The sequence below is a fragment of the Priestia sp. SB1 genome (assembly GCF_038898415.1).
The window spans coordinates 508,451-526,722 of the sequence record NZ_JBBJSS010000001.1 but is presented as its reverse complement, the minus strand read 5'-3'; the positions used below and the strand labels follow the sequence as shown (position 1 = coordinate 526,722).

Below are 18,272 nucleotides of genomic sequence, written 5' to 3'. Positions count from 1 at the left end.
TATGGAAAGTCGAATTGAGCGAATTAAGCAGCAGTTGCACTCAGCTAGCTATAAATTGACACCTCAACGTGAGGCGACTGTAAGAGTACTTCTTGAACATGAAGAGGATCATTTAAGTGCCGAAGATGTATATCTCCTCGTCAAGGAAAAGTCTCCGGAAATTGGATTGGCAACTGTTTATCGTACGTTAGAATTGTTAACTGAACTTAAAATTGTTGATAAAATAAACTTTGGCGATGGCGTTTCTCGCTACGATTTAAGACAAGAAGGAGCCGCACACTTTCATCATCACCTTGTGTGTATGGAATGTGGATCTGTGGACGAAATTCAAGAAGATTTGCTTGAAGACGTTGAAGAAATTGTGGAAAAGCAATGGAATTTTAAAATTAAAGATCACCGCTTGACATTTCATGGCATTTGCCATCGCTGTCAGGATAAAGAAGACAAGCAGTAAAAGCCTTTTCCATAATGGAGAAGGTTTTTTGTTGTACATAAATAGAAAAAATAACGAGGTTACAAGCTATATGGTTTTATAGAAAGGAAGGAAATGACAAGGAGAGAACTCAGCGTATAAAGGCAAGAAACATGTATAAAACCTGTCCCAATTGGCATATCTTCTAATAGAATCAAAAATTGGAGGAATTGTTTCATGAAATCATGGGCTGAAATGGTATATAATACATGTAAAGTATTTATCTTATTTACCGGGTTTACTCTTTTGTTTTATTTTGGAATGATATGGGTATCTCAAGAGTATCAAAATTATAAACGTTATGATGAGCCGTCGGGTTCAGCAGTTAAAGTCATGCAAGCAAGTGTGAACAAAGATCAGACGTGGCTGGAGCGTTTATTTATGTTTTATCAAAACGGGGAGTAGAGGCTATTGAATGATCAAATTCAAGATTTTATTCATTATTTAGTAGTAGAGCGGGGACTGGCGAAAAATACGATTGATTCGTATGAACGAGATTTAAAAAAGTATGCTCAATATTTAGAGCATGTAGAGCAGCTGAAATCATTTAATGAAGTAACAAGACTCCACATCGTTAATTTTCTGAAATATTTAAGTGATCAGCAAAAGTCATCTAAAACGATTGCGAGACATGTGGCTTCAACTAGATCTTTTCATCAATTCTTACTAAGAGAAAAAGCAGCGGATACAGATCCATCCGTTCATATTGATACTCCGCAGCTTGAGCGCAAGCTGCCAAAAGTGCTAAATGCAGAGGAAGTAGAGGCGCTGTTAAATGTGTTTGATACTTCGACGCCTTTTGGCATACGAGACAAAGCGATGCTTGAATTGCTTTATGCTACTGGAATTCGTGTATCTGAACTCGTTAACTTAAATATTGATGATGCACATTTGACGATGGGATTTATTCGGTGTATCGGAAAAGGGAATAAAGAGAGAATTGTCCCCATCGGAAGGTTGGCAACAGAGGCGATTGAAGAGTACTTACAGCATGGCCGGAGTATTTTAACAAAGCAAAAGGAACAGGACAAAGCACTTTTTGTTAATCATCATGGAAGGCGCTTGACAAGGCAGGGGTTTTGGAAAATATTAAAAAAGTTAGCTTCTGAAGCAAAAATTGAAAAAGAATTAACTCCACATACGTTACGCCATTCGTTTGCTACTCATTTGTTAGAGAACGGCGCGGATTTGAGAGCTGTTCAAGAAATGCTCGGGCATGCGGATATTTCGACCACTCAAATTTATACACATGTCACAAAAGCTCGTTTAAAAGATGTATACAATCAGTTTCACCCGCGAGCGTAGGAAGATCCCAATGTCCAGTAAGTTCATAGACATTGGTTTTTTTGATTGAGAACACTTTCATTCCTGTGTACAAAAAAATAAAAAGCGTCTATACTAATAGAGAGGTCAGACTTCTGACCAATAAGAGAAGATGGTTAAATTATTTCCAAACGGGAATTTTATAGAGAATAAATAAATTGATATTTGGAGGGAATAAAATGGCGCATACATATAAACGCGTATTTTTAGTTGTCATGGATTCAGTAGGTATCGGTGAATCACCGGATGCTGAAAAATACAATGATAAAGGTGCCGATACGTTTGGTCATATTGCAGAACACTGCAACGGTCTTCATATGCCTAATATGGCTAAGCTTGGTCTAAGCAATATCCGTGAAATTAAAGGAATTGATAAAGCCGAAAAGCCGCTCGCTTACTATACAAAAATGCAGGAAGCTTCTGCCGGAAAAGATACAATGACAGGTCATTGGGAAATTATGGGCCTTAATATTGATACGCCTTTTAATGTGTTTCCAGACGGATTTCCAGAAGAGCTGATTTCACAATTAGAAGAAAAAACAGGCCGTAAAATTATTGGGAACAAACCAGCATCTGGTACAGAAATTTTAGATGAGCTAGGAAAACAGCATATGGAAACAGGTGACTTAATCGTCTATACATCAGCGGATTCTGTTTTGCAAATTGCTGCTCATGAAGAAATTGTTCCAATTGATGAATTGTACAAAATTTGTGAGATTGCTCGTGAATTAACGCTTGATGATCCATATATGATTGGACGTGTTATCGCTCGCCCGTTTTTAGGTGAACCAGGTAACTTCACTCGTACATCCAATCGTCATGACTATGCATTAAAGCCTTTTGGACGTACAGTAATGAATGAATTAAAAGACAATGACATCGATGTTATTGCTATCGGTAAAATTTCTGATATTTACGACGGAGAAGGGGTCACAAAATCTCTTCGTACCAAGTCGAATATGGACGGCATGGATAAGCTAGTTGATACATTAAACATGGACTTCACAGGCTTGAGCTTCTTAAATTTAGTTGATTTTGATGCTCTCTATGGCCATCGCCGCGATCCACAAGGATATGGGCAAGCGCTTGAAGAATATGATGCACGCTTGGAAGAAGTATTTGATTTATTAAAAGAAGATGATTTATTGATTATTACAGCTGATCATGGAAATGACCCTGTTCATCATGGGACAGACCATACGCGTGAATACGTGCCGCTTCTTGTGTACAATAAAGGCATGAAAGAAGGAAAAGAACTTTCTATTCGTCAAACGTTTGCGGATATTGGCGCAACGGTAGCAGAAAATTTTGGCGTAGCAATGCCTAAGCATGGAAAAAGTTTTTTACAAGAGCTGAATTAAGCAGGGGGAATGGAGTATGAAAAAAGAATATATTGAAAAAGCAGCAGCATATATTAAAAATCAATCAGCTGTTACACCAACCATTGGGCTTATTTTAGGTTCTGGACTAGGGGTATTAGCTGACGAAATTGAAGGCGCGGTAAAAATTCCGTACAACGACATTCCTGAGTTCCCGGTTTCAACAGTTGAAGGTCACGCAGGTCAATTAGTGATAGGTACTATTCATGACGTACCGGTTGTAGCTATGCAAGGACGTTTTCACTTTTATGAAGGGTACGCCCTTGATAAAGTAACATTTCCAGTGCGCGTAATGAAAGAAATCGGTGTAGAAACGTTGATTGTAACGAATGCAGCAGGCGGAGTAAACGAATCCTTTAATCCAGGAGACTTAATGATTATTTCTGATCATATTAATAACTTTGGAACGAACCCTTTGATTGGACCTAATGACTCTGATTTTGGCGTAAGATTCCCGGATATGTCAACTGCTTACTGCAAGGACCTTCGTCAATTAGCGAAGAAAGTAGGAGCTGATTTAAATATCGCCTTACAAGAAGGTGTATATGTAGGAAATACAGGTCCAACATATGAAACGCCTGCTGAAGTACGCATGCTTCGCATTATCGGGGGAGACGCGGTCGGTATGTCTACAGTACCAGAAGTTATTGTAGCACGCCATGCAGGTATGAAAGTACTGGGTATTTCTTGTATTTCTAATATGGCAGCTGGTATTTTAGATCAGCCCTTAAATCATGAAGAAGTGATTGAAACGACTGAAAAAGTAAAACAGCAGTTTTTATCGCTTGTAAAAGAAGTAGTAAAGCAACTTCCAGCTGATCAAAAATAAGAAGAAAATATGACTTCAAGCATCGAGAATTTCTCGATGCTTTTTTTATTTCGTTTAGTATAAATCGATTATACCTTGGAAAAAATAGGTTGTATAAAGAATGGAGGTTTGTGGAGATGAAGCGAACTATTGTAAAGTTACTCGTTGTCATATTTTTATTTCCACTTATGACGCAACCTGTTTTAGCCGCAGAAAAAAAGAGTTCTGAGCTTGCTGACAGTGCTAGGTCAGCTATTTTAATTGAACGGGATACAGGAAAAATTCTATACGAAAAAAATAGTAATCAAGAACTTCCCCCTGCCAGTATGACTAAAATTATGACAATGATTTTAATTATGGAGGCTTTGGATAAAGGGAAAATTACCTTAAAAGATAAAGTGCGAGCAAGTGAATATGCCGCTTCAATGGGAGGCTCACAAATCTTTTTAGAGCCCGGAGAAGAAATGACGGTAAATGATTTGCTAAAAGGGATTGCGATAGGTTCTGGTAACGATGCTTCTATGGCAATGGCTGAATATTTAGCTGGATCAGAAGAAAAATTTGTAGCAAAGATGAACCAAAAAGCGAAAGAGCTTGGTTTGACTCATACAAAATTTCAAAATCCGACAGGCCTGCCTGTAGAAAATCACTATAGTACAGCTCATGATATGGCCATGATGGGCAGAGAGCTACTAAAGTATGAAAAAATTATTAACTATACAAGTAAATACGAAGCTTATTTACGCACGGATACAGATAAGAAGTTTTGGTTAGTAAATACGAATCGCTTAGTGAAGTTTTATCCCGGGGTTGACGGACTCAAAACGGGATTTACAGGTCAAGCTAAGTATTGCCTAACAGCTACCGCTAAAAAGGGAAATATGCGTGTGTTAGCGGTTGTATTCGGTGCAAGCACGCCAAAAGATCGCAATAATCAAGTAACCAAAATGTTAGACTACGCATTCAGTCAATATACAACGAAGCCTTTATACAAAAAAGGAGACGTTATTGCCAAGATAGATGTAAACAAGGGTAGTGAAGATCAGGTAACAGCCGTTACGTCAGAGCCTATTTCTGTTTTATTGAAAAAAGGAAATGCAGCCAAAGATGTTAAAACAGAAGTGAAAATGAACGAGAAGTTAAATGCGCCTATTCAAAAAGGCGACAAAATTGGAACGTTGACCATTAAGAAGGATAACAAAGTAATGAGTTCTTCACCGCTTCTTGCAAAAGAAGATATCGATGCTGCTTCTTGGTGGAAGCTATTTAAACGTACGTTCTCTATTTTCTCTCAAACATCTTAAACAGCTAAATGTGACGAAATAGAACTAGTTTTGTCGGTGAGAAGGATTCTATTCTGTTGGCAGCGAAAGATTGACTATAAGATTTCCGAGGAGGTTTGTATAGTGAGTCTTTCAATTGAATTGGAATTCAAACAAGATGTCTTGTTGGTTCGATTAACAGGAGAATTAGATCATCATACGGCTGAAGAGCTAAGAAGCAAAATTACCCAAGCGATAGAGAAGGAATCTATCAGCCATTTGATTTTAAATTTACAGCATTTAACCTTTATGGACAGCTCTGGGTTGGGGGTTATTTTAGGGAGATACAAACAAGTTCATAATAACGGTGGGGAAATGGTTGTATGCGCTATTTCTCCCGCTGTAGAACGTTTGTTTAATATGTCAGGCTTATTTAAAATTATTCGTTTTGAACCTAATGAAGAAAACGCGCTTCAAAAATTGGGGGTGGCATAATGAAAAATCAAATGAACCTCCAATTTTCCGCGCTTAGTCAAAATGAATCGTTTGCCCGCGTCACGGTAGCATCATTTATTACGCAGTTAGATCCAACAATGGATGAGTTAACAGAAATTAAAACAGTCGTATCTGAAGCAGTAACAAATGCTATTATTCACGGCTACGAAAGCAATCCGGATGGTGTGGTATATATTTCTGTGACGCTTCATGAAGACGGTGTAGTCGAGCTGATGATTCGTGATGAAGGAATTGGTATTGATAATGTGGATGAAGCCAAGCAGCCTTTATACACAACGAAACCAGATCTAGAACGTTCTGGAATGGGTTTCACTATAATGGAAAACTTTATGGACGAAATTCGAGTGGAGTCTACTGTATTAGAAGGTACGACCTTATATTTAAAAAAGCACTTAACAAATAGTAAAGCGCTATGTAATTAAGGAGACTTGCCAATGGATGTGGAGGTCAAAAAAAATAAAAACGAACCGTATTTAAAGGATCATGAAGTTAAAGACCTCATCAAGCGCAGTCAGCAAGGTGATCAAATTGCAAGAGATACAATCGTCCAAAAAAATATGCGGCTCGTTTGGTCGGTTGTTCAACGTTTTATTAACCGTGGTTATGAGCCCGATGATTTATTTCAAATTGGATGTATAGGACTATTAAAGTCCGTTGATAAATTTGATCTATCGTATGATGTTAAATTTTCAACATATGCTGTTCCAATGATTATTGGTGAAATTCAGCGGTTTATTCGTGATGATGGCACGGTAAAGGTTAGTCGTTCTCTGAAAGAAATGAGCAATAAAATACGTAAAGCAAAAGACGAGCTTTCCAAATTGCTTGGACGCGTCCCTACAGTCGCTGAGGTTGCAGAACATTTGGATCTCACTCCTGAAGAAGTAGTGCTAGCTCAAGAAGCTAATCGTGCTCCTTCGTCTATTCACGAGACCGTCTATGAAAATGATGGAGATCCAATTACCCTTCTTGACCAAATTGCTGATCATACGGAAGCGAAGTGGTTTGATAAAATTGCTTTAAAAGAAGCAATTGAAGAACTTGATGAGCGTGAAAAGCTCATTGTCTATTTGAGGTATTACAAAGATCAAACTCAGTCCGAAGTGGCCGCAAGGCTGGGAATTTCTCAGGTTCAGGTATCGAGGCTTGAGAAGAAAATCTTAAAACAAATGAAGCTGCATATGAATGATACGTAATACTTAAGAAGCAATCCGTTTTGCTATTCAAAGAAGAATAGTGAAACGAATTGCTTTTTTTATTTGGTAATTAATGGTCTGTTCAGAAACGTGAATTAGAAAATTTAAGAAAATCCATACTACACGTACAGGGAGATAATGAATCGTAAGGTGTGATATGAATGGAAAACGTTCTTTATCTTAAAATGAGGCATCGTATTCAAGTAAAACCTGATGAAGCTGTAAATATTGGACAATTAGCAATGGTTATAGCAGGAGATTCTGTTCAAAAACAAATTGAAAAGCTAATTGTCTATCAAGTAAGTATGAGTGATCGAAATATTATCATTGTTGATTTAATGAAGGTAATTGAAAAAGTTGCCTCTCAGTATCCGCACTTAGACATTCAGACGATTGGACCCGCTCAAACAATTGTAGAAGTCGTGTACAAAAAGAAACAATATTCCTTTTTGTTTTTTCTAGCTGTTTGGTTTCTTCTCTTCATCGGAGCCGCTTTAGCAATTATGAACTTTCACGAAGATGTGAGTATGAGACAAGTACATCAAAAGTTGTTCTATATGCTGACCGGTCTGAGAGATAAGCAGCCTTTGCTGATTCAAGTGCCTTACTCTATCGGTTTAGGATTGGGAATGATTCTGTTTTTTAACCACGTCTTTAGAAAACGAATTAATGAAGAGCCTAGTCCTCTCGAAGTCGAAATGTTTAATTACCAGCAAGACTTAGATCAATACGTCATTATGCACGAGAATAAAGAAAGTATGAAAAAAATTGATGATCATTAACATTGTGATGACCATTGTAATTGGACTTGCGGGAGGATTGGCTGCAGGTGCTGGGTTTGTAGCATTTTTAACGGTGCTGGGCATTATTCCGCGTTTGATGCAGCTGACCAAAACCATGAAATACATTCAAGCATATGAGTGGGGAGTCGTAGGTGGTGCCGTTACAGGCGGTTGGTGCAGTCTTCATCAATACACGTGGCAGTTTCCTGCGGTGCTTATTATGATCATAGGTCTAACGAGCGGTATTTTTATTGGGATGCTGGCAGCGGCTTTAACAGAAGTGCTTAATGTATTGCCGACGTTAACGAAACGAATAGGAATGGAAGGCAAGCTTATTTTATTGTTAATGGCCATTGTACTAGGCAAAGTATGCGGGTCATTATTTCATTGGATTTATTTTGTTAATCAATAAGAAAAGGATGTATGTAACATGGCAAATAATCAAAAATTAAAAGATAACTATCAAGAAAGCATTAAACCATTTCAGCCTAAAACTTCATATGTGGCAAATTGCCTAAAGGCCTTTTTGGTAGGGGGAATCATTTGTACATTAGGACAGGCAATTCAAAATTTCTATATTGCATTTTTTGACTTTAATGAAAAGAATGCAGGTAATCCTACCGTCGCAACCCTTATTTTAATATCTGCGCTCCTAACCGGGTTTGGGATATATGATCGTATTGGTCAATTCGCAGGTGCAGGTTCAGCCGTTCCTGTTACGGGTTTTGCCAATTCCATGACGAGTGCAGCGCTTGAACATCGAAGTGAAGGAATTGTTCTCGGCGTTGCGACCAACATGTTCAAGCTAGCTGGAAACGTCATTGTATTTGGGACGGTTTCGGCTTACGTTGTAGGAATCATTCGCTACCTTTTTAAAACTTATTTGCTATGAAAAGAGGGGGATTATGAGAAAAACTGGAAAGCAAACGTGGGTTTATGAAAATTCTATTTACATTAATGCTACAGGAACAGCAGTAGGGCCAAAAGAAGCAGATGGACCGTTGGGAGAAACATTTGATATTACACATAAAGATTTGCACTGTGAAGAAGACAACTGGGAGTTAGCTGAAAGAAGACTGATGACGGAGTCCATTGACTCCTGCTTGCAAAAAATAAATTTATCCTATGAAGACATTGATTTGTTTTTGGCTGGAGATTTATTAAATCAAAACGTAACGGCTAATTTTGTAGCTCGACATAACCAAATTCCATTTCTATGCATGTTTGGCGCTTGCTCCACATCAATGGAAACGCTGGCAACAGGGGCAGCTCTTGTGGATGCGGGATTTGCTAATCGTGTTATTGCATCAGCGAGCAGTCATAACGCAACCGCTGAGCGCCAATTTCGAAATCCTACCGAGTACGGAGGACAAAAACCAGATACGGCAACGGCAACTATTACGGGAGCAGGGGCAGCGCTGGTCTCGAAAGAAAAAGGTATTGTGCGTCTCACGTCTGCAACGATTGGGCGTGTAATGGATTATGGGATTAAAAACGCAAACGATATGGGTTCTGCTATGGCACCAGCTGCTGCGGATACCATTCAAAGGCATTTGGAAGACTTAAACGTCGCGCCAAGCGAGTATGATCTTATTTTAACAGGAGATTTATCTGGTGTAGGCAGTCCAATTTTAAAACAGCTGCTCAAGGACGAAGGCTACGATATATCAACCAATCATAATGATTGCGGATTGATGGTATATCGCCCCGACCAAAATGTATTTGCAGGAGGAAGCGGCTGCGGCTGCTCGGCTATTGTCACGTATGGTCATATTTTAAATGAATTAAAATCGGGAAACTTAAAGAAAGTGTTTATGGTGGCAACAGGAGCTCTTTTAAGTCCAACGATGATTCAGCAAAAAGAGTCAATTCCAACAATTGCTCATGGCGTCGTCTTAGAACATATCGGGGAGGGGGATGATCAATGGAGTATGTAATAGCTTTTGCTGTAGGAGGAATCATTTGCGTTATTGGGCAGCTGCTGCTGGATCTTGCTAAACTTACTCCAGCGCATGTTATGAGTTCGTTTGTAGTTGCAGGAGCGATTTTAGATGGATTTGGTCTTTATGATAAGTTGATTGAATTTGCTGGCGCCGGAGCGACGGTTCCAATTACAAGCTTTGGTCATTCCTTGCTGCACGGAGCGATGAAGCAAGCAGATGACCATGGATTTATCGGGATTGGGATTGGGATTTTTGAACTTACCTCCGCTGGAATTTCAGCAGCTATTTTATTTGCTTTTATTATCGCGTTAATCTTTAAACCGAAAGGATAAAAGATTATGAAAAAAAGAAGGATCATTATTGTAACCGATGGCGATGAATATGCGCGCAAAGCAATTGAGCATGTAGCTAAATCGGTTGGTGGCAGGTGCATTTCGAGGTCATATGGAAACCCTACTACGTTAACAGGTAGTCAAACGGTAGATTTAATTCTTCAAGCACCATATGATCCCGTCTTTGTGATGTTCGACGATAGCGGTTTCTTAGAGGAAGGACCTGGGGAAATTGCTTTGCTGCATGTAGCAAAGCATCCTCAAGTAGAAGTTCTTGGAGTGATTGCCGTTGCATCACGAACTCATCAAAGCGAATGGACAAGAGTGGATGTGACCATTGATCGTTTTGGGGAAATATCGCATTACGGCGTGGATAAAAGCGGAATTCAAGAGTTAGAAGTCGGACGAATTAATGGAGATACAGTTTACTGCTTGGATCAGCTCGATATTCCCTTAGTTGTAGGAATAGGAGATATCGGCAAAATGGCTAGGATGGATGATGTCAAACTGGGATGTCCTATTACTGAAAAAGCAGCAAGGCTTATTTTAGAAAGGAGCGGTTCGTTTGGGTAAGCTAGCAGAGAAGAAAACAGCTATTTTTTCAAAAGTGCAAAAAAACGATCAGTGGTTCAAGGAAAACGCTAGTATGAACACAAGCTTTGATGTGGGCGTACGTAAACTGCTTATTTTGGATCGAGAAGTTCATATTTACTACGTAACGGGGCTGTGTGATAGTTCATTTATTATTGAAATTGCAAAAGTACTCATTCAAATTAATGATAATGAAGTTGAACGGGCAAAGTTAAAGGATATTGTTGAAAACCGTCTTATTCATCAGCAAGTCAAGCCTTTAAAGACGCTGGATGATGGAATGGTATCGGTTTTATCAGGACTGCTATTCGTTTTAATTGACGGTGAAGAAGTTGGCTTTGAAGTCGATGTGCGTACATATCCTGGCAGATCCCCTGAAGAAGCGGATACAGAGAAAGTGATTCGCGGAGCAAGAGATGGATACACTGAAAACATCATTATCAATACAGCGTTAACAAGAAGACGAATTCGTGACGGAAGATTTCGTTTTGAAATTATGAAGGTAGGCGAACGATCAAAACTGGACGTAGCGATTGGGTACATAAATGGCGTAGCTGATCCAGGGCTGGTTAAACTGATAAAAGATGAACTGGAAGCAATTGATATAGATGGTTTGCCGATGGCTGACAAATCAATTGAAGAGTTCTTAGTCAAACAAGGAATTAATCCTTTTCCAATGGTACGCTATACAGAACGACCGGACACAGCAGCAGCTCATGTGCTAGAAGGGCATGTGATCATTATTACCGATACGTCTCCAAGCGTTATTATTACGCCAACTACGCTGTTTCATCACGTGCAGCATGCGGAAGAATACAGGCAGGCTCCTTCTGTCGGTACGTTTATCCGCTGGATACGGTTTTTAGGAATTCTTGCTTCTCTTTTCTTATTACCATTATGGCTGTTATTTGTACTTGAGCCAGACTTGCTGCCGTCAAAATTGCAGTTTATTGGACCAAACGAAGCAACAAATATTCCAACTGTTGTTCAAATTTTCCTAGCTGATTTTGGGATTGAATTTCTGAGGATGGCGGCCATTCATACGCCGACGCCGCTTGCCACGGCGATGGGCTTGATTGCCGCTGCGCTTATTGGGCAAATTGCTATTGATGTAGGTCTTTTTGTTCCGGAGGTTATTTTGTATGTAGCTATTGCAGCAATTGGTTCATTCGCGACGCCAAGCTATGAGTTAGCGGTAGCAAATAAAATGCTGCGATTGTTTCTGTTAATTTTTGTGGCGGCCTTTCATACTCCAGGGTTTCTTATTGCGACAACGTGTATCATTCTCTACATGGCGCGACTAAAATCATTAAATACGCCTTATTTGTGGCCGTTTCTTCCATTTAATCCGCAGGCTTTGTGGCAGATTCTCATCCGCACACCGGTTCCTGGAGCGAATCCGCGACCTAGTATTGTGCATCCGCAGGATAAAGACCGCCAGCCTGCAAAACCTTAAACAAAATATGTGGTTGAAACCTGTATGAAGATGTGATAGATTTGTTTTAAATATGGAGAATAATAAATATTTAGACAGTTAGCAGCGAATTGCCGTTAACTGTCTTTTTTACACTATACACAGGAACGGGGTCTAAACATGTTTTTACACGGAACAAGTCGCATAAATAAGCAGGGGCATCTGGAAATTGGTGGAGTTGATACGGTTGAATTAGCATCTAATTTTGGGACACCACTTTACGTATATGACGTGGCTTTAATTCGGCAGCGTGCTAGAGGATTTAAAGAAACATTTGAAAAGCATGGGGTGAAAGCACAGGTCGCTTATGCAAGCAAAGCTTTTTCGACAATTGCAGTGGTCCAAGTCGTTCATGAAGAAGGTCTTTCGTTAGACGTTGTTTCGGGGGGAGAACTGTATACGGCTTTAGCAGCTGACTTTCCAAAAGAACGGATTCATTTTCACGGAAACAATAAAAGCCGAGCAGAACTAGAAATGGCCGTCAAAGAAGATGTAGGATGCATTGTAGTTGATAATTTTTATGAAATTGCATTGCTTGAGGAAATAACGGAACAGTATCAAAAAAAGATGCCTGTTCTTCTCAGATTAACACCTGGAATTGAAGCTCATACACATGATTATATCTTGACAGGGCAAGAAGACTCGAAGTTTGGATTTGATCTTCAAAACGGTCAAGCAGACGAAGCTGTGCGTCTTGTGCAAAATAGCAAGGGGCTAGAACTTTTAGGGATTCACTGTCATATAGGATCGCAAATTTTTGAAACAACGGGATTTATTATGGCGACTCAAAAGCTTTTTGCAAAAATGAAAGAGTGGAAACAACGTATAAAATTTGTTCCGCAAGTATTAAATTTAGGCGGGGGTTTTGGCATTCGTTATACGGAAGAAGATCAGCCTATCCCTGTTTCTCAGTATGTGGAAGTTATTATAGAAGAGGTCAAAAAGCAGTCCAAACAGTTAGAAGTAGAAATTCCTGAAATTTGGATTGAGCCCGGGCGCTCTCTTGTAGGAGATGCTGGAACGACCCTGTATTCAATCGGTTCTCGTAAACACGTACCGAATGTACGTGAATATGTAGCGATTGATGGAGGCATGAACGACAATATTCGTCCCGCACTGTATCAAGCGAAATATGAAGCGGTCATTGCCAATCGAATGAATGATGAGAGTGATGAGCTCGTATCCATCGCAGGTAAGTGCTGCGAATCGGGGGATATGCTGATGTGGGATGTACATCTTCCAAAAGCAAACCCAGATGATTTATTAGCGATGTTTTGTACAGGCGCATACGGTTATTCTATGGCAAGTCACTATAACCGTTTGCCAAAGCCAGCTGTCGTGTTCGTAGAAGATGGAGAAGCACAGCTAGTCGTAAAACGCGAAACGTATGAAGACATTGTAAAAAATGACGTGAAATACAAAGTGACGGTAAAAAAGTAACGAGTGATTAACGTAAAAAAAGAGCCTCTTGTTCAAGAGGCTCTTTTTTATGAGAATAACGATTTAATAGCATCAATAATATCAACAAAGAATTGCTTTAATTTATCAAGAAATGATTGGCCTTCTTCTGACTGAAGAAATGTTGTTACTTTTTCCTTTGTCGCAGAAAGCTGGTCTTTTACTTGGTTCCAATCGATGTTCATATCTTTTAACCGATTGAAAAAGTCAACCAGTGTATTAAGCTCTGAATCTGTTAATTTAATACCTAAATCATCAGCCACGCGCTGAATTAACGTGCGTAAATCGTCCTTTGTTTGAGGATTTTCTTTAGCAATTTCTTCTTTAATCGTTGCCATAAACTGCGCTGCTTTTTCTTTACCGATTTTTTCACCAAGTTCAGATGTTTGGACCATCTCTTCGTTGGCTGCTTTTTTTACTTCTTCTGGGATTTTTTGATCTGTTTGAACTTCATATGCTTTCATAATACCTGTTAAAGCGGCTGTACCAGATACTTCAAATGGAGCAGTAATCTGGATTTTTGCATCTTTAACGCCGGCGGTCATTAAAGCATTAATATACATGTCATCTGTAATACCATTAATATTTTGAGTTGATACGCTTAAACCAGAATCTTTTGAGCCAAGGGTAATACTAGAAGATGAAATAGCACGAGATCCAATAGTAGCCTTTGGAATAAAGTCACCTAAGTATTCATGCTCTTCTTGGTTTGTCACGGTTACTGTTTGAGCATTGCTTGGTGCATCAAGGTCATTTAATACCTGTTGCTTCTGAGAGCTGGTTAAGTCCTGACCTAATGTAATAATCACATCGCCCGGAGCAGCATCTGCAAAACTTTTTAAGGGTGCGGTTAGGAATAGAAGAAGACCTAATGTCACCATCATTGCTTTTATCGTTAATTTCAAACCTTTTTCCTCCTTTAATCCCATACTTGCCCTATTATAATACGGGCAGGTCTGAAGTAACAGAGTCAATTCATCATTTTCCCATAAATCAGTCTAGAGGCGTAGATTTCTATATAAAATGAAATCTATGTATCTCCATCACTGTATTAGACGGATGATACTATAAAAAGTTTCATCTCACAACTACTATTTTTTATTTAGAGCCCTACGAGAAGAAAGTGAAAAAGTGCATTCATTGAATTCATGAGCTTGTTTGTAGTAGAATAGAGTGAGTTTATAAATGTAAGTGTTCTGCCTCTAGGTGGCATTTACAACTTTTACGTTTTGCCGCTTTGACGGGGAAGATAGAGCCTGTAGCGGTACTAATACATATATTGGAGGTCATTTATATGAAAAAAGCAAGTATTTTAATGGAAAATGGTGAAAAAATTCTAATCGATTTATTTCCGAACGAAGCACCAGGAACAGTAGAAAACTTTGAAAAATTAGCTAATGAAGGATTCTACAACGGCGTAACGTTCCACCGCGTTATCCCTGGATTTGTTTCTCAAGGAGGAGACCCAACTGGTACAGGTGCTGGCGGCCCTGGCTATTCAATTAAATGTGAAACAGAAGGAAACCCTCACAAACACGAAGCGGGTTCTCTATCAATGGCGCATGCTGGTAAAGACACAGGCGGCAGTCAGTTCTTTCTTGTTCATGAGCCACAGCCTCATTTGAACGGTGTTCACACTGTATTTGGAAAAGTAACAGAAGGACTTGATACAGTGTTGAAAATGAAAAATGGCGACGTAATGAAAGAAGTAAAAGTCTGGGAAGAATAAGAGCATACTGCTATAAATGGATATCAGCTAATAAAACGTCATAACAACCTTTTACAGGGGGTTACGGCGTTTTTTCTTCGCGCAACAGCTCAAAAAGCGTAATAGATTAGGTTTCTCATACACGCGTGACATATGACAAGCTTTTGTGTAATATTGCTATTTACTTATAAATTTTGTATGATAAAAGCAGTAAAAAACGCAGCGCATTAATTTGTAGGAAAGTTTGAGGACGAGGGAGAATCGTATGCTTATTCGCTATAAACGAAACTATGAAAAAATTGCCATGGGTCTTCTATCGTTTGTACCTACGGAAAAAGATTTAAAAAAACTTCAACAAACGATGAAAGAATATGAGCAAAACGAACATTGGCAGCTGTATCTTTGGAAGCAAGAAGAAGATATTATTGGAATTGTTGGCATTTCCATGCTCGATAAAAGTTTGATTGAGGTTCAACACGTCAGTGTAAACCCTTCACACCGCCAACAGGGCATTGGCAAAAAAATGATTAAAGCTCTTAAAGAAATGTATACGACTGCACAAATTAAGCCGAGTGAAATCATCGCTCCTTTTTATGAAAAGTGTCAGGCGGATGAATAAAGAAAAGCATGATTAGTTGAGGTGCGAAAGCGTCTTTCACATCTTAGTCATCATAAAACAACAGGTAGCTTCTAGCTACCTGTTGTTTTGTTTTGCCAATAAGTTCGCTTGTCTTTCCGCAATCACATCTGAACGATCTCGTGTACTGTGACGATGAACAATCGCATCATTTTGCAGATTAGAAGCTGATAACCAGACAAGCTGTTTATCAGTGCTTCTTTGTTTGCAAGCTCGTAATAATGCTGGATCTTCAATAGGTAAGTTAATGCTTTTATATGGCTGATAGGTATCGATTAAAGCTAATTGTTTGCGAAGAAGTTTAAGCAGTGAAGGATAATTAAGTCCAAGCTGTGCAATGTTTTCTTCTTCCTTCGTTAAAATTGCCAGCGCCTTTTGCATCGTTCTTTTGGCTCCGGCGAAATTTTGACGTCGATGATGATAGAGTGAAACAGCAATTTGAATAAGGCCAACCCAAATAATATTGCGGTGTCCTCTTTCGTCTTTTTTCCAGTGTTCTTCTAGCAGTTCATGACATTCAAAGTAATCCCGGTCGCCATGAAAATGAACTAAATAATCAATATAGGCTTGTGAATACAATCTTGTTCCCTCCTGGTAAGACTCTATATGTAGTGTATCACAAAAATTAGCTATTCATCAGCGCTGTGCCTTTAAAGAGACAAACGTGCTCAAGGTATGGCGAACACGTTTGTTTTTATTCAATATGTGTGGTTAGAAGCGTAAGCAAGAACAACCAACAATAATTAATAAAATAAACAGTACAACAATTAAAGCGAAACCGCTACCGTATCCACAAGATTTTTCACCCATGCGAGTTCCTCCTTCAGCCATTTGAAAATGTTATTACCTTGACATCATATGTATGTTTAAACTTTTTGTATGGGCAAATGACCTATTTTTACGTTAATTTGTATTGGACATGTGTCTATAATCCTCTATACTAATGATAGTAACGTTATATAAAGCAGCAGAAATGATAAGCAATTGAAAAGTGTTGGTGAGATAAAAGTGGAGTACAGTGTAAAAGTAGATGCGTTTGAAGGACCTTTAGATCTTCTTCTGCATTTGATTAACCGATTTGAAATTGATATTTACGATATCCCAGTAGCGACAATTACTGAGCAATATATGATGTTTATACATACAATGAATGAGCTTCAGCTAGACGTTGCCAGTGAGTATCTAGTCATGGCAGCAACTTTGCTTCAAATTAAAAGTAAAATGCTTCTGCCTACGTATGAAGAAGATATGGATGAAATTGAAATGGTCGATGAAGAAGATCCGCGTGAAGAATTGATGCAGCGCTTAATTGAATATCGAAAGTTTAAAGAAGCGGCAGTAGAGCTTCAAAAGCTGGAAGAAGACCAAAGTCATGTGTATACAAAACCTCCAAGTAATGTGCAAATAAATGCAGAAGAACGTACGCAGCCTCAGGACGAAGGATTGGATATATCACTGTATGATATGCTAAGTGCTTTTCAAAAGTTAATGAAACGAAAGCAAAACAAAAAGCCTATGCAGACGAAAATAGCAAGACAAGATATTCCAATTGACAAGCGCATGAGTGAAATTGTGAATGAATTAAAAGCCTTTAAAGGAAAAAAAAGTTTTTATCAGCTGTTTCCTTATCAAGAGCGTGATCATATTGTTGTAACGTTTTTAGCTGTGCTGGAATTAATGAAAGAAAATGAAATCGTTGTGGAACAGCAGCACAATCTAGACGAGCTTTATGTATCGTATCGAGAAAGGAATGAAGAGGAATGACAACGAATAATTTACAGGCTATTATTGAGAGCTTACTGTTTGTTTCTGGTGATGAAGGTCTGTCTATTAGCCGGTTAGCTGAGATTATAGAAAAGCCTCATGAAGACATTCAAGGTGCTTTGGAAAGCTTAGAGCAAGAGTGTAAGTCCAGAGGAGTTACACTTGTTGAAATAGGCGGGGCCTATCAGCTTGTTACAAAAAAAGAGCATGCACCATATATTGAGAAGCTCGTAGAAGCTCCTGCTAATCAATCATTGTCACAAGCAGCGCTTGAAACGTTAGCTATTGTAGCGTATAAGCAGCCAATTACAAGAGCTGAAATCGAAGAGATTCGCGGAGTGAAAACGGAAAGACCTCTTCAAACTTTAATTGGAAAGGTTTTGTTAAAAGAAGTGGGACGAGCGGAAGGCGCAGGGCGTGCCATCTTATACGGAACGACAATAGAATTTTTAGGCTATTTTGGGCTTAAAAGTATCGAAGAGCTGCCGCCGCTTCCAGAAGATTTGTTACAAGAAGGAACCGATCAAGAGGCAGATTTATTTTTTCAATCGTTTCAAGAAATGAAGTGAAACCGTAAAAGAACATAGAGTTTTTCTATGTTCTTTTTTATATGGACAAATCTTTTCA

24 protein-coding genes are annotated in these 18,272 nt (G+C 38.9%); 21 read left to right on the top strand and 3 right to left on the bottom strand.

What is annotated here, in order from left to right; all coding sequences use genetic code 11:
- Nucleotide 1: 1 nt before the first annotated feature.
- The 17 genes from fur to lysA all read left to right on the top strand — a co-directional run bounded on the left by fur (nt 2) and on the right by lysA (nt 13,518).
- Entirely contained in the window at nt 2–454 is a 453-nt protein-coding gene (gene fur / locus WKH56_RS02695) for a ferric iron uptake transcriptional regulator (protein WP_013059082.1), read from the top strand.
- Between the two features lie 195 nt (nt 455–649).
- Complete coding sequence (locus WKH56_RS02690) at nt 650–877, top strand: YqzK family protein (RefSeq protein ID WP_013059081.1); 228 nt, start codon at nt 650–652, stop codon at nt 875–877.
- Between the two features lie 6 nt (nt 878–883).
- Entirely contained in the window at nt 884–1,777 is an 894-nt protein-coding gene (gene xerD, locus WKH56_RS02685; RefSeq protein ID WP_028411550.1) for a site-specific tyrosine recombinase XerD, read from the top strand.
- Nucleotides 1,778–1,974: 197 nt separating this feature from the next.
- Nucleotides 1,975–3,156 carry a phosphopentomutase gene (gene deoB / locus WKH56_RS02680; RefSeq protein WP_028411549.1) on the top strand — a complete coding sequence of 394 codons (1,182 nt, stop codon included), beginning with the start codon at nt 1,975–1,977 and terminating at the stop codon, nt 3,154–3,156.
- Between the two features lie 16 nt (nt 3,157–3,172).
- Entirely contained in the window at nt 3,173–4,003 is an 831-nt protein-coding gene (locus WKH56_RS02675; RefSeq protein WP_028411548.1) for a purine-nucleoside phosphorylase, read from the top strand.
- A 116-nt stretch (nt 4,004–4,119) separates the two neighbouring features.
- On the top strand, nt 4,120–5,286 hold the full coding sequence (locus tag WKH56_RS02670; protein WP_033579732.1) for a D-alanyl-D-alanine carboxypeptidase family protein: 1,167 nt from the start codon (nt 4,120–4,122) through the stop codon (nt 5,284–5,286).
- 102 nt (nt 5,287–5,388) lie between these two features.
- Nucleotides 5,389–5,739 carry an anti-sigma F factor antagonist gene (gene spoIIAA / locus WKH56_RS02665; protein ID WP_014458299.1) on the top strand — a complete coding sequence of 117 codons (351 nt, stop codon included), beginning with the start codon at nt 5,389–5,391 and terminating at the stop codon, nt 5,737–5,739.
- Nucleotides 5,739–6,182 carry an anti-sigma F factor gene (spoIIAB, locus tag WKH56_RS02660; RefSeq protein WP_013084935.1) on the top strand — a complete coding sequence of 148 codons (444 nt, stop codon included), beginning with the start codon at nt 5,739–5,741 and terminating at the stop codon, nt 6,180–6,182. The genes spoIIAA and spoIIAB overlap by 1 nt, the downstream gene beginning before the upstream one ends.
- Nucleotides 6,183–6,194: 12 nt before the next feature.
- Nucleotides 6,195–6,956: an RNA polymerase sporulation sigma factor SigF gene (gene sigF / locus WKH56_RS02655; RefSeq protein WP_013059074.1), complete on the top strand. Its 762-nt coding sequence runs from the start codon at nt 6,195–6,197 to the stop codon at nt 6,954–6,956.
- Between the two features lie 161 nt (nt 6,957–7,117).
- Entirely contained in the window at nt 7,118–7,738 is a 621-nt protein-coding gene (locus WKH56_RS02650; protein ID WP_045292952.1) for a stage V sporulation protein AA, read from the top strand.
- Nucleotides 7,728–8,150 carry a stage V sporulation protein AB gene (locus WKH56_RS02645; RefSeq protein WP_014458301.1) on the top strand — a complete coding sequence of 141 codons (423 nt, stop codon included), beginning with the start codon at nt 7,728–7,730 and terminating at the stop codon, nt 8,148–8,150. The genes WKH56_RS02650 and WKH56_RS02645 overlap by 11 nt, the downstream gene beginning before the upstream one ends.
- Before the next feature lie 18 nt (nt 8,151–8,168).
- The gene (gene spoVAC / locus WKH56_RS02640; RefSeq protein ID WP_257040870.1) at nt 8,169–8,630 is read left to right on the top strand and encodes a stage V sporulation protein AC; all 462 of its coding nucleotides are present in this window, start codon (nt 8,169–8,171) and stop codon (nt 8,628–8,630) included.
- Between the two features lie 13 nt (nt 8,631–8,643).
- A complete protein-coding gene (gene spoVAD / locus WKH56_RS02635; protein WP_047749862.1) occupies nt 8,644–9,675 on the top strand; it encodes a stage V sporulation protein AD in 1,032 nt (343 codons plus the stop codon).
- On the top strand, nt 9,663–10,013 hold the full coding sequence (gene spoVAE / locus WKH56_RS02630; RefSeq protein WP_013059069.1) for a stage V sporulation protein AE: 351 nt from the start codon (nt 9,663–9,665) through the stop codon (nt 10,011–10,013). The genes spoVAD and spoVAE overlap by 13 nt, the downstream gene beginning before the upstream one ends.
- A 6-nt stretch (nt 10,014–10,019) precedes the next feature.
- Nucleotides 10,020–10,586 carry a stage V sporulation protein SpoVABEA gene (gene spoVAEA, locus WKH56_RS02625; RefSeq protein ID WP_014458304.1) on the top strand — a complete coding sequence of 189 codons (567 nt, stop codon included), beginning with the start codon at nt 10,020–10,022 and terminating at the stop codon, nt 10,584–10,586.
- Nucleotides 10,579–12,060: a spore germination protein gene (locus WKH56_RS02620; protein ID WP_028411543.1), complete on the top strand. Its 1,482-nt coding sequence runs from the start codon at nt 10,579–10,581 to the stop codon at nt 12,058–12,060. Before spoVAEA ends, WKH56_RS02620 begins: the two co-directional genes overlap by 8 nt.
- A 138-nt stretch (nt 12,061–12,198) precedes the next feature.
- A complete protein-coding gene (gene lysA, locus WKH56_RS02615; RefSeq protein WP_310884099.1) occupies nt 12,199–13,518 on the top strand; it encodes a diaminopimelate decarboxylase in 1,320 nt (439 codons plus the stop codon).
- A gap of 47 nt (nt 13,519–13,565) precedes the next feature.
- Here lysA and WKH56_RS02610 read toward each other — a convergent pair whose 3' ends face one another.
- Nucleotides 13,566–14,441 carry a DUF1002 domain-containing protein gene (locus WKH56_RS02610; RefSeq protein WP_014458307.1) on the bottom strand — a complete coding sequence of 292 codons (876 nt, stop codon included), beginning with the start codon at nt 14,439–14,441 and terminating at the stop codon, nt 13,566–13,568.
- A gap of 389 nt (nt 14,442–14,830) precedes the next feature.
- Here WKH56_RS02610 and WKH56_RS02605 point away from each other — a divergent pair, with 389 nt between their 5' ends.
- Complete coding sequence (locus WKH56_RS02605; protein ID WP_013059064.1) at nt 14,831–15,265, top strand: peptidylprolyl isomerase; 435 nt, start codon at nt 14,831–14,833, stop codon at nt 15,263–15,265.
- A gap of 244 nt (nt 15,266–15,509) precedes the next feature.
- Nucleotides 15,510–15,863, top strand: a complete 354-nt coding sequence (locus tag WKH56_RS02600) for a GNAT family N-acetyltransferase (protein WP_013059063.1) — start codon at nt 15,510–15,512, stop codon at nt 15,861–15,863.
- A gap of 75 nt (nt 15,864–15,938) precedes the next feature.
- On the opposite strand, the gene WKH56_RS02595 is transcribed toward WKH56_RS02600, so the two are convergent.
- Both WKH56_RS02595 and WKH56_RS02590 read right to left on the bottom strand, forming a co-directional pair.
- Nucleotides 15,939–16,460, bottom strand: a complete 522-nt coding sequence (locus WKH56_RS02595) for a DUF309 domain-containing protein (protein ID WP_014458309.1) — start codon at nt 16,458–16,460, stop codon at nt 15,939–15,941.
- Nucleotides 16,461–16,592: 132 nt separating this feature from the next.
- Complete coding sequence (locus WKH56_RS02590; protein ID WP_170836726.1) at nt 16,593–16,691, bottom strand: YjcZ family sporulation protein; 99 nt, start codon at nt 16,689–16,691, stop codon at nt 16,593–16,595.
- A gap of 198 nt (nt 16,692–16,889) precedes the next feature.
- Between WKH56_RS02590 and WKH56_RS02585 the strand changes: the two genes are divergently transcribed.
- Both WKH56_RS02585 and scpB read left to right on the top strand, forming a co-directional pair.
- Nucleotides 16,890–17,645 carry a segregation/condensation protein A gene (locus WKH56_RS02585; RefSeq protein ID WP_013059060.1) on the top strand — a complete coding sequence of 252 codons (756 nt, stop codon included), beginning with the start codon at nt 16,890–16,892 and terminating at the stop codon, nt 17,643–17,645.
- The gene (scpB, locus tag WKH56_RS02580; RefSeq protein WP_310884098.1) at nt 17,642–18,214 is read left to right on the top strand and encodes an SMC-Scp complex subunit ScpB; all 573 of its coding nucleotides are present in this window, start codon (nt 17,642–17,644) and stop codon (nt 18,212–18,214) included. The genes WKH56_RS02585 and scpB overlap by 4 nt, the downstream gene beginning before the upstream one ends.
- Nucleotides 18,215–18,272 lie beyond the last annotated feature (58 nt).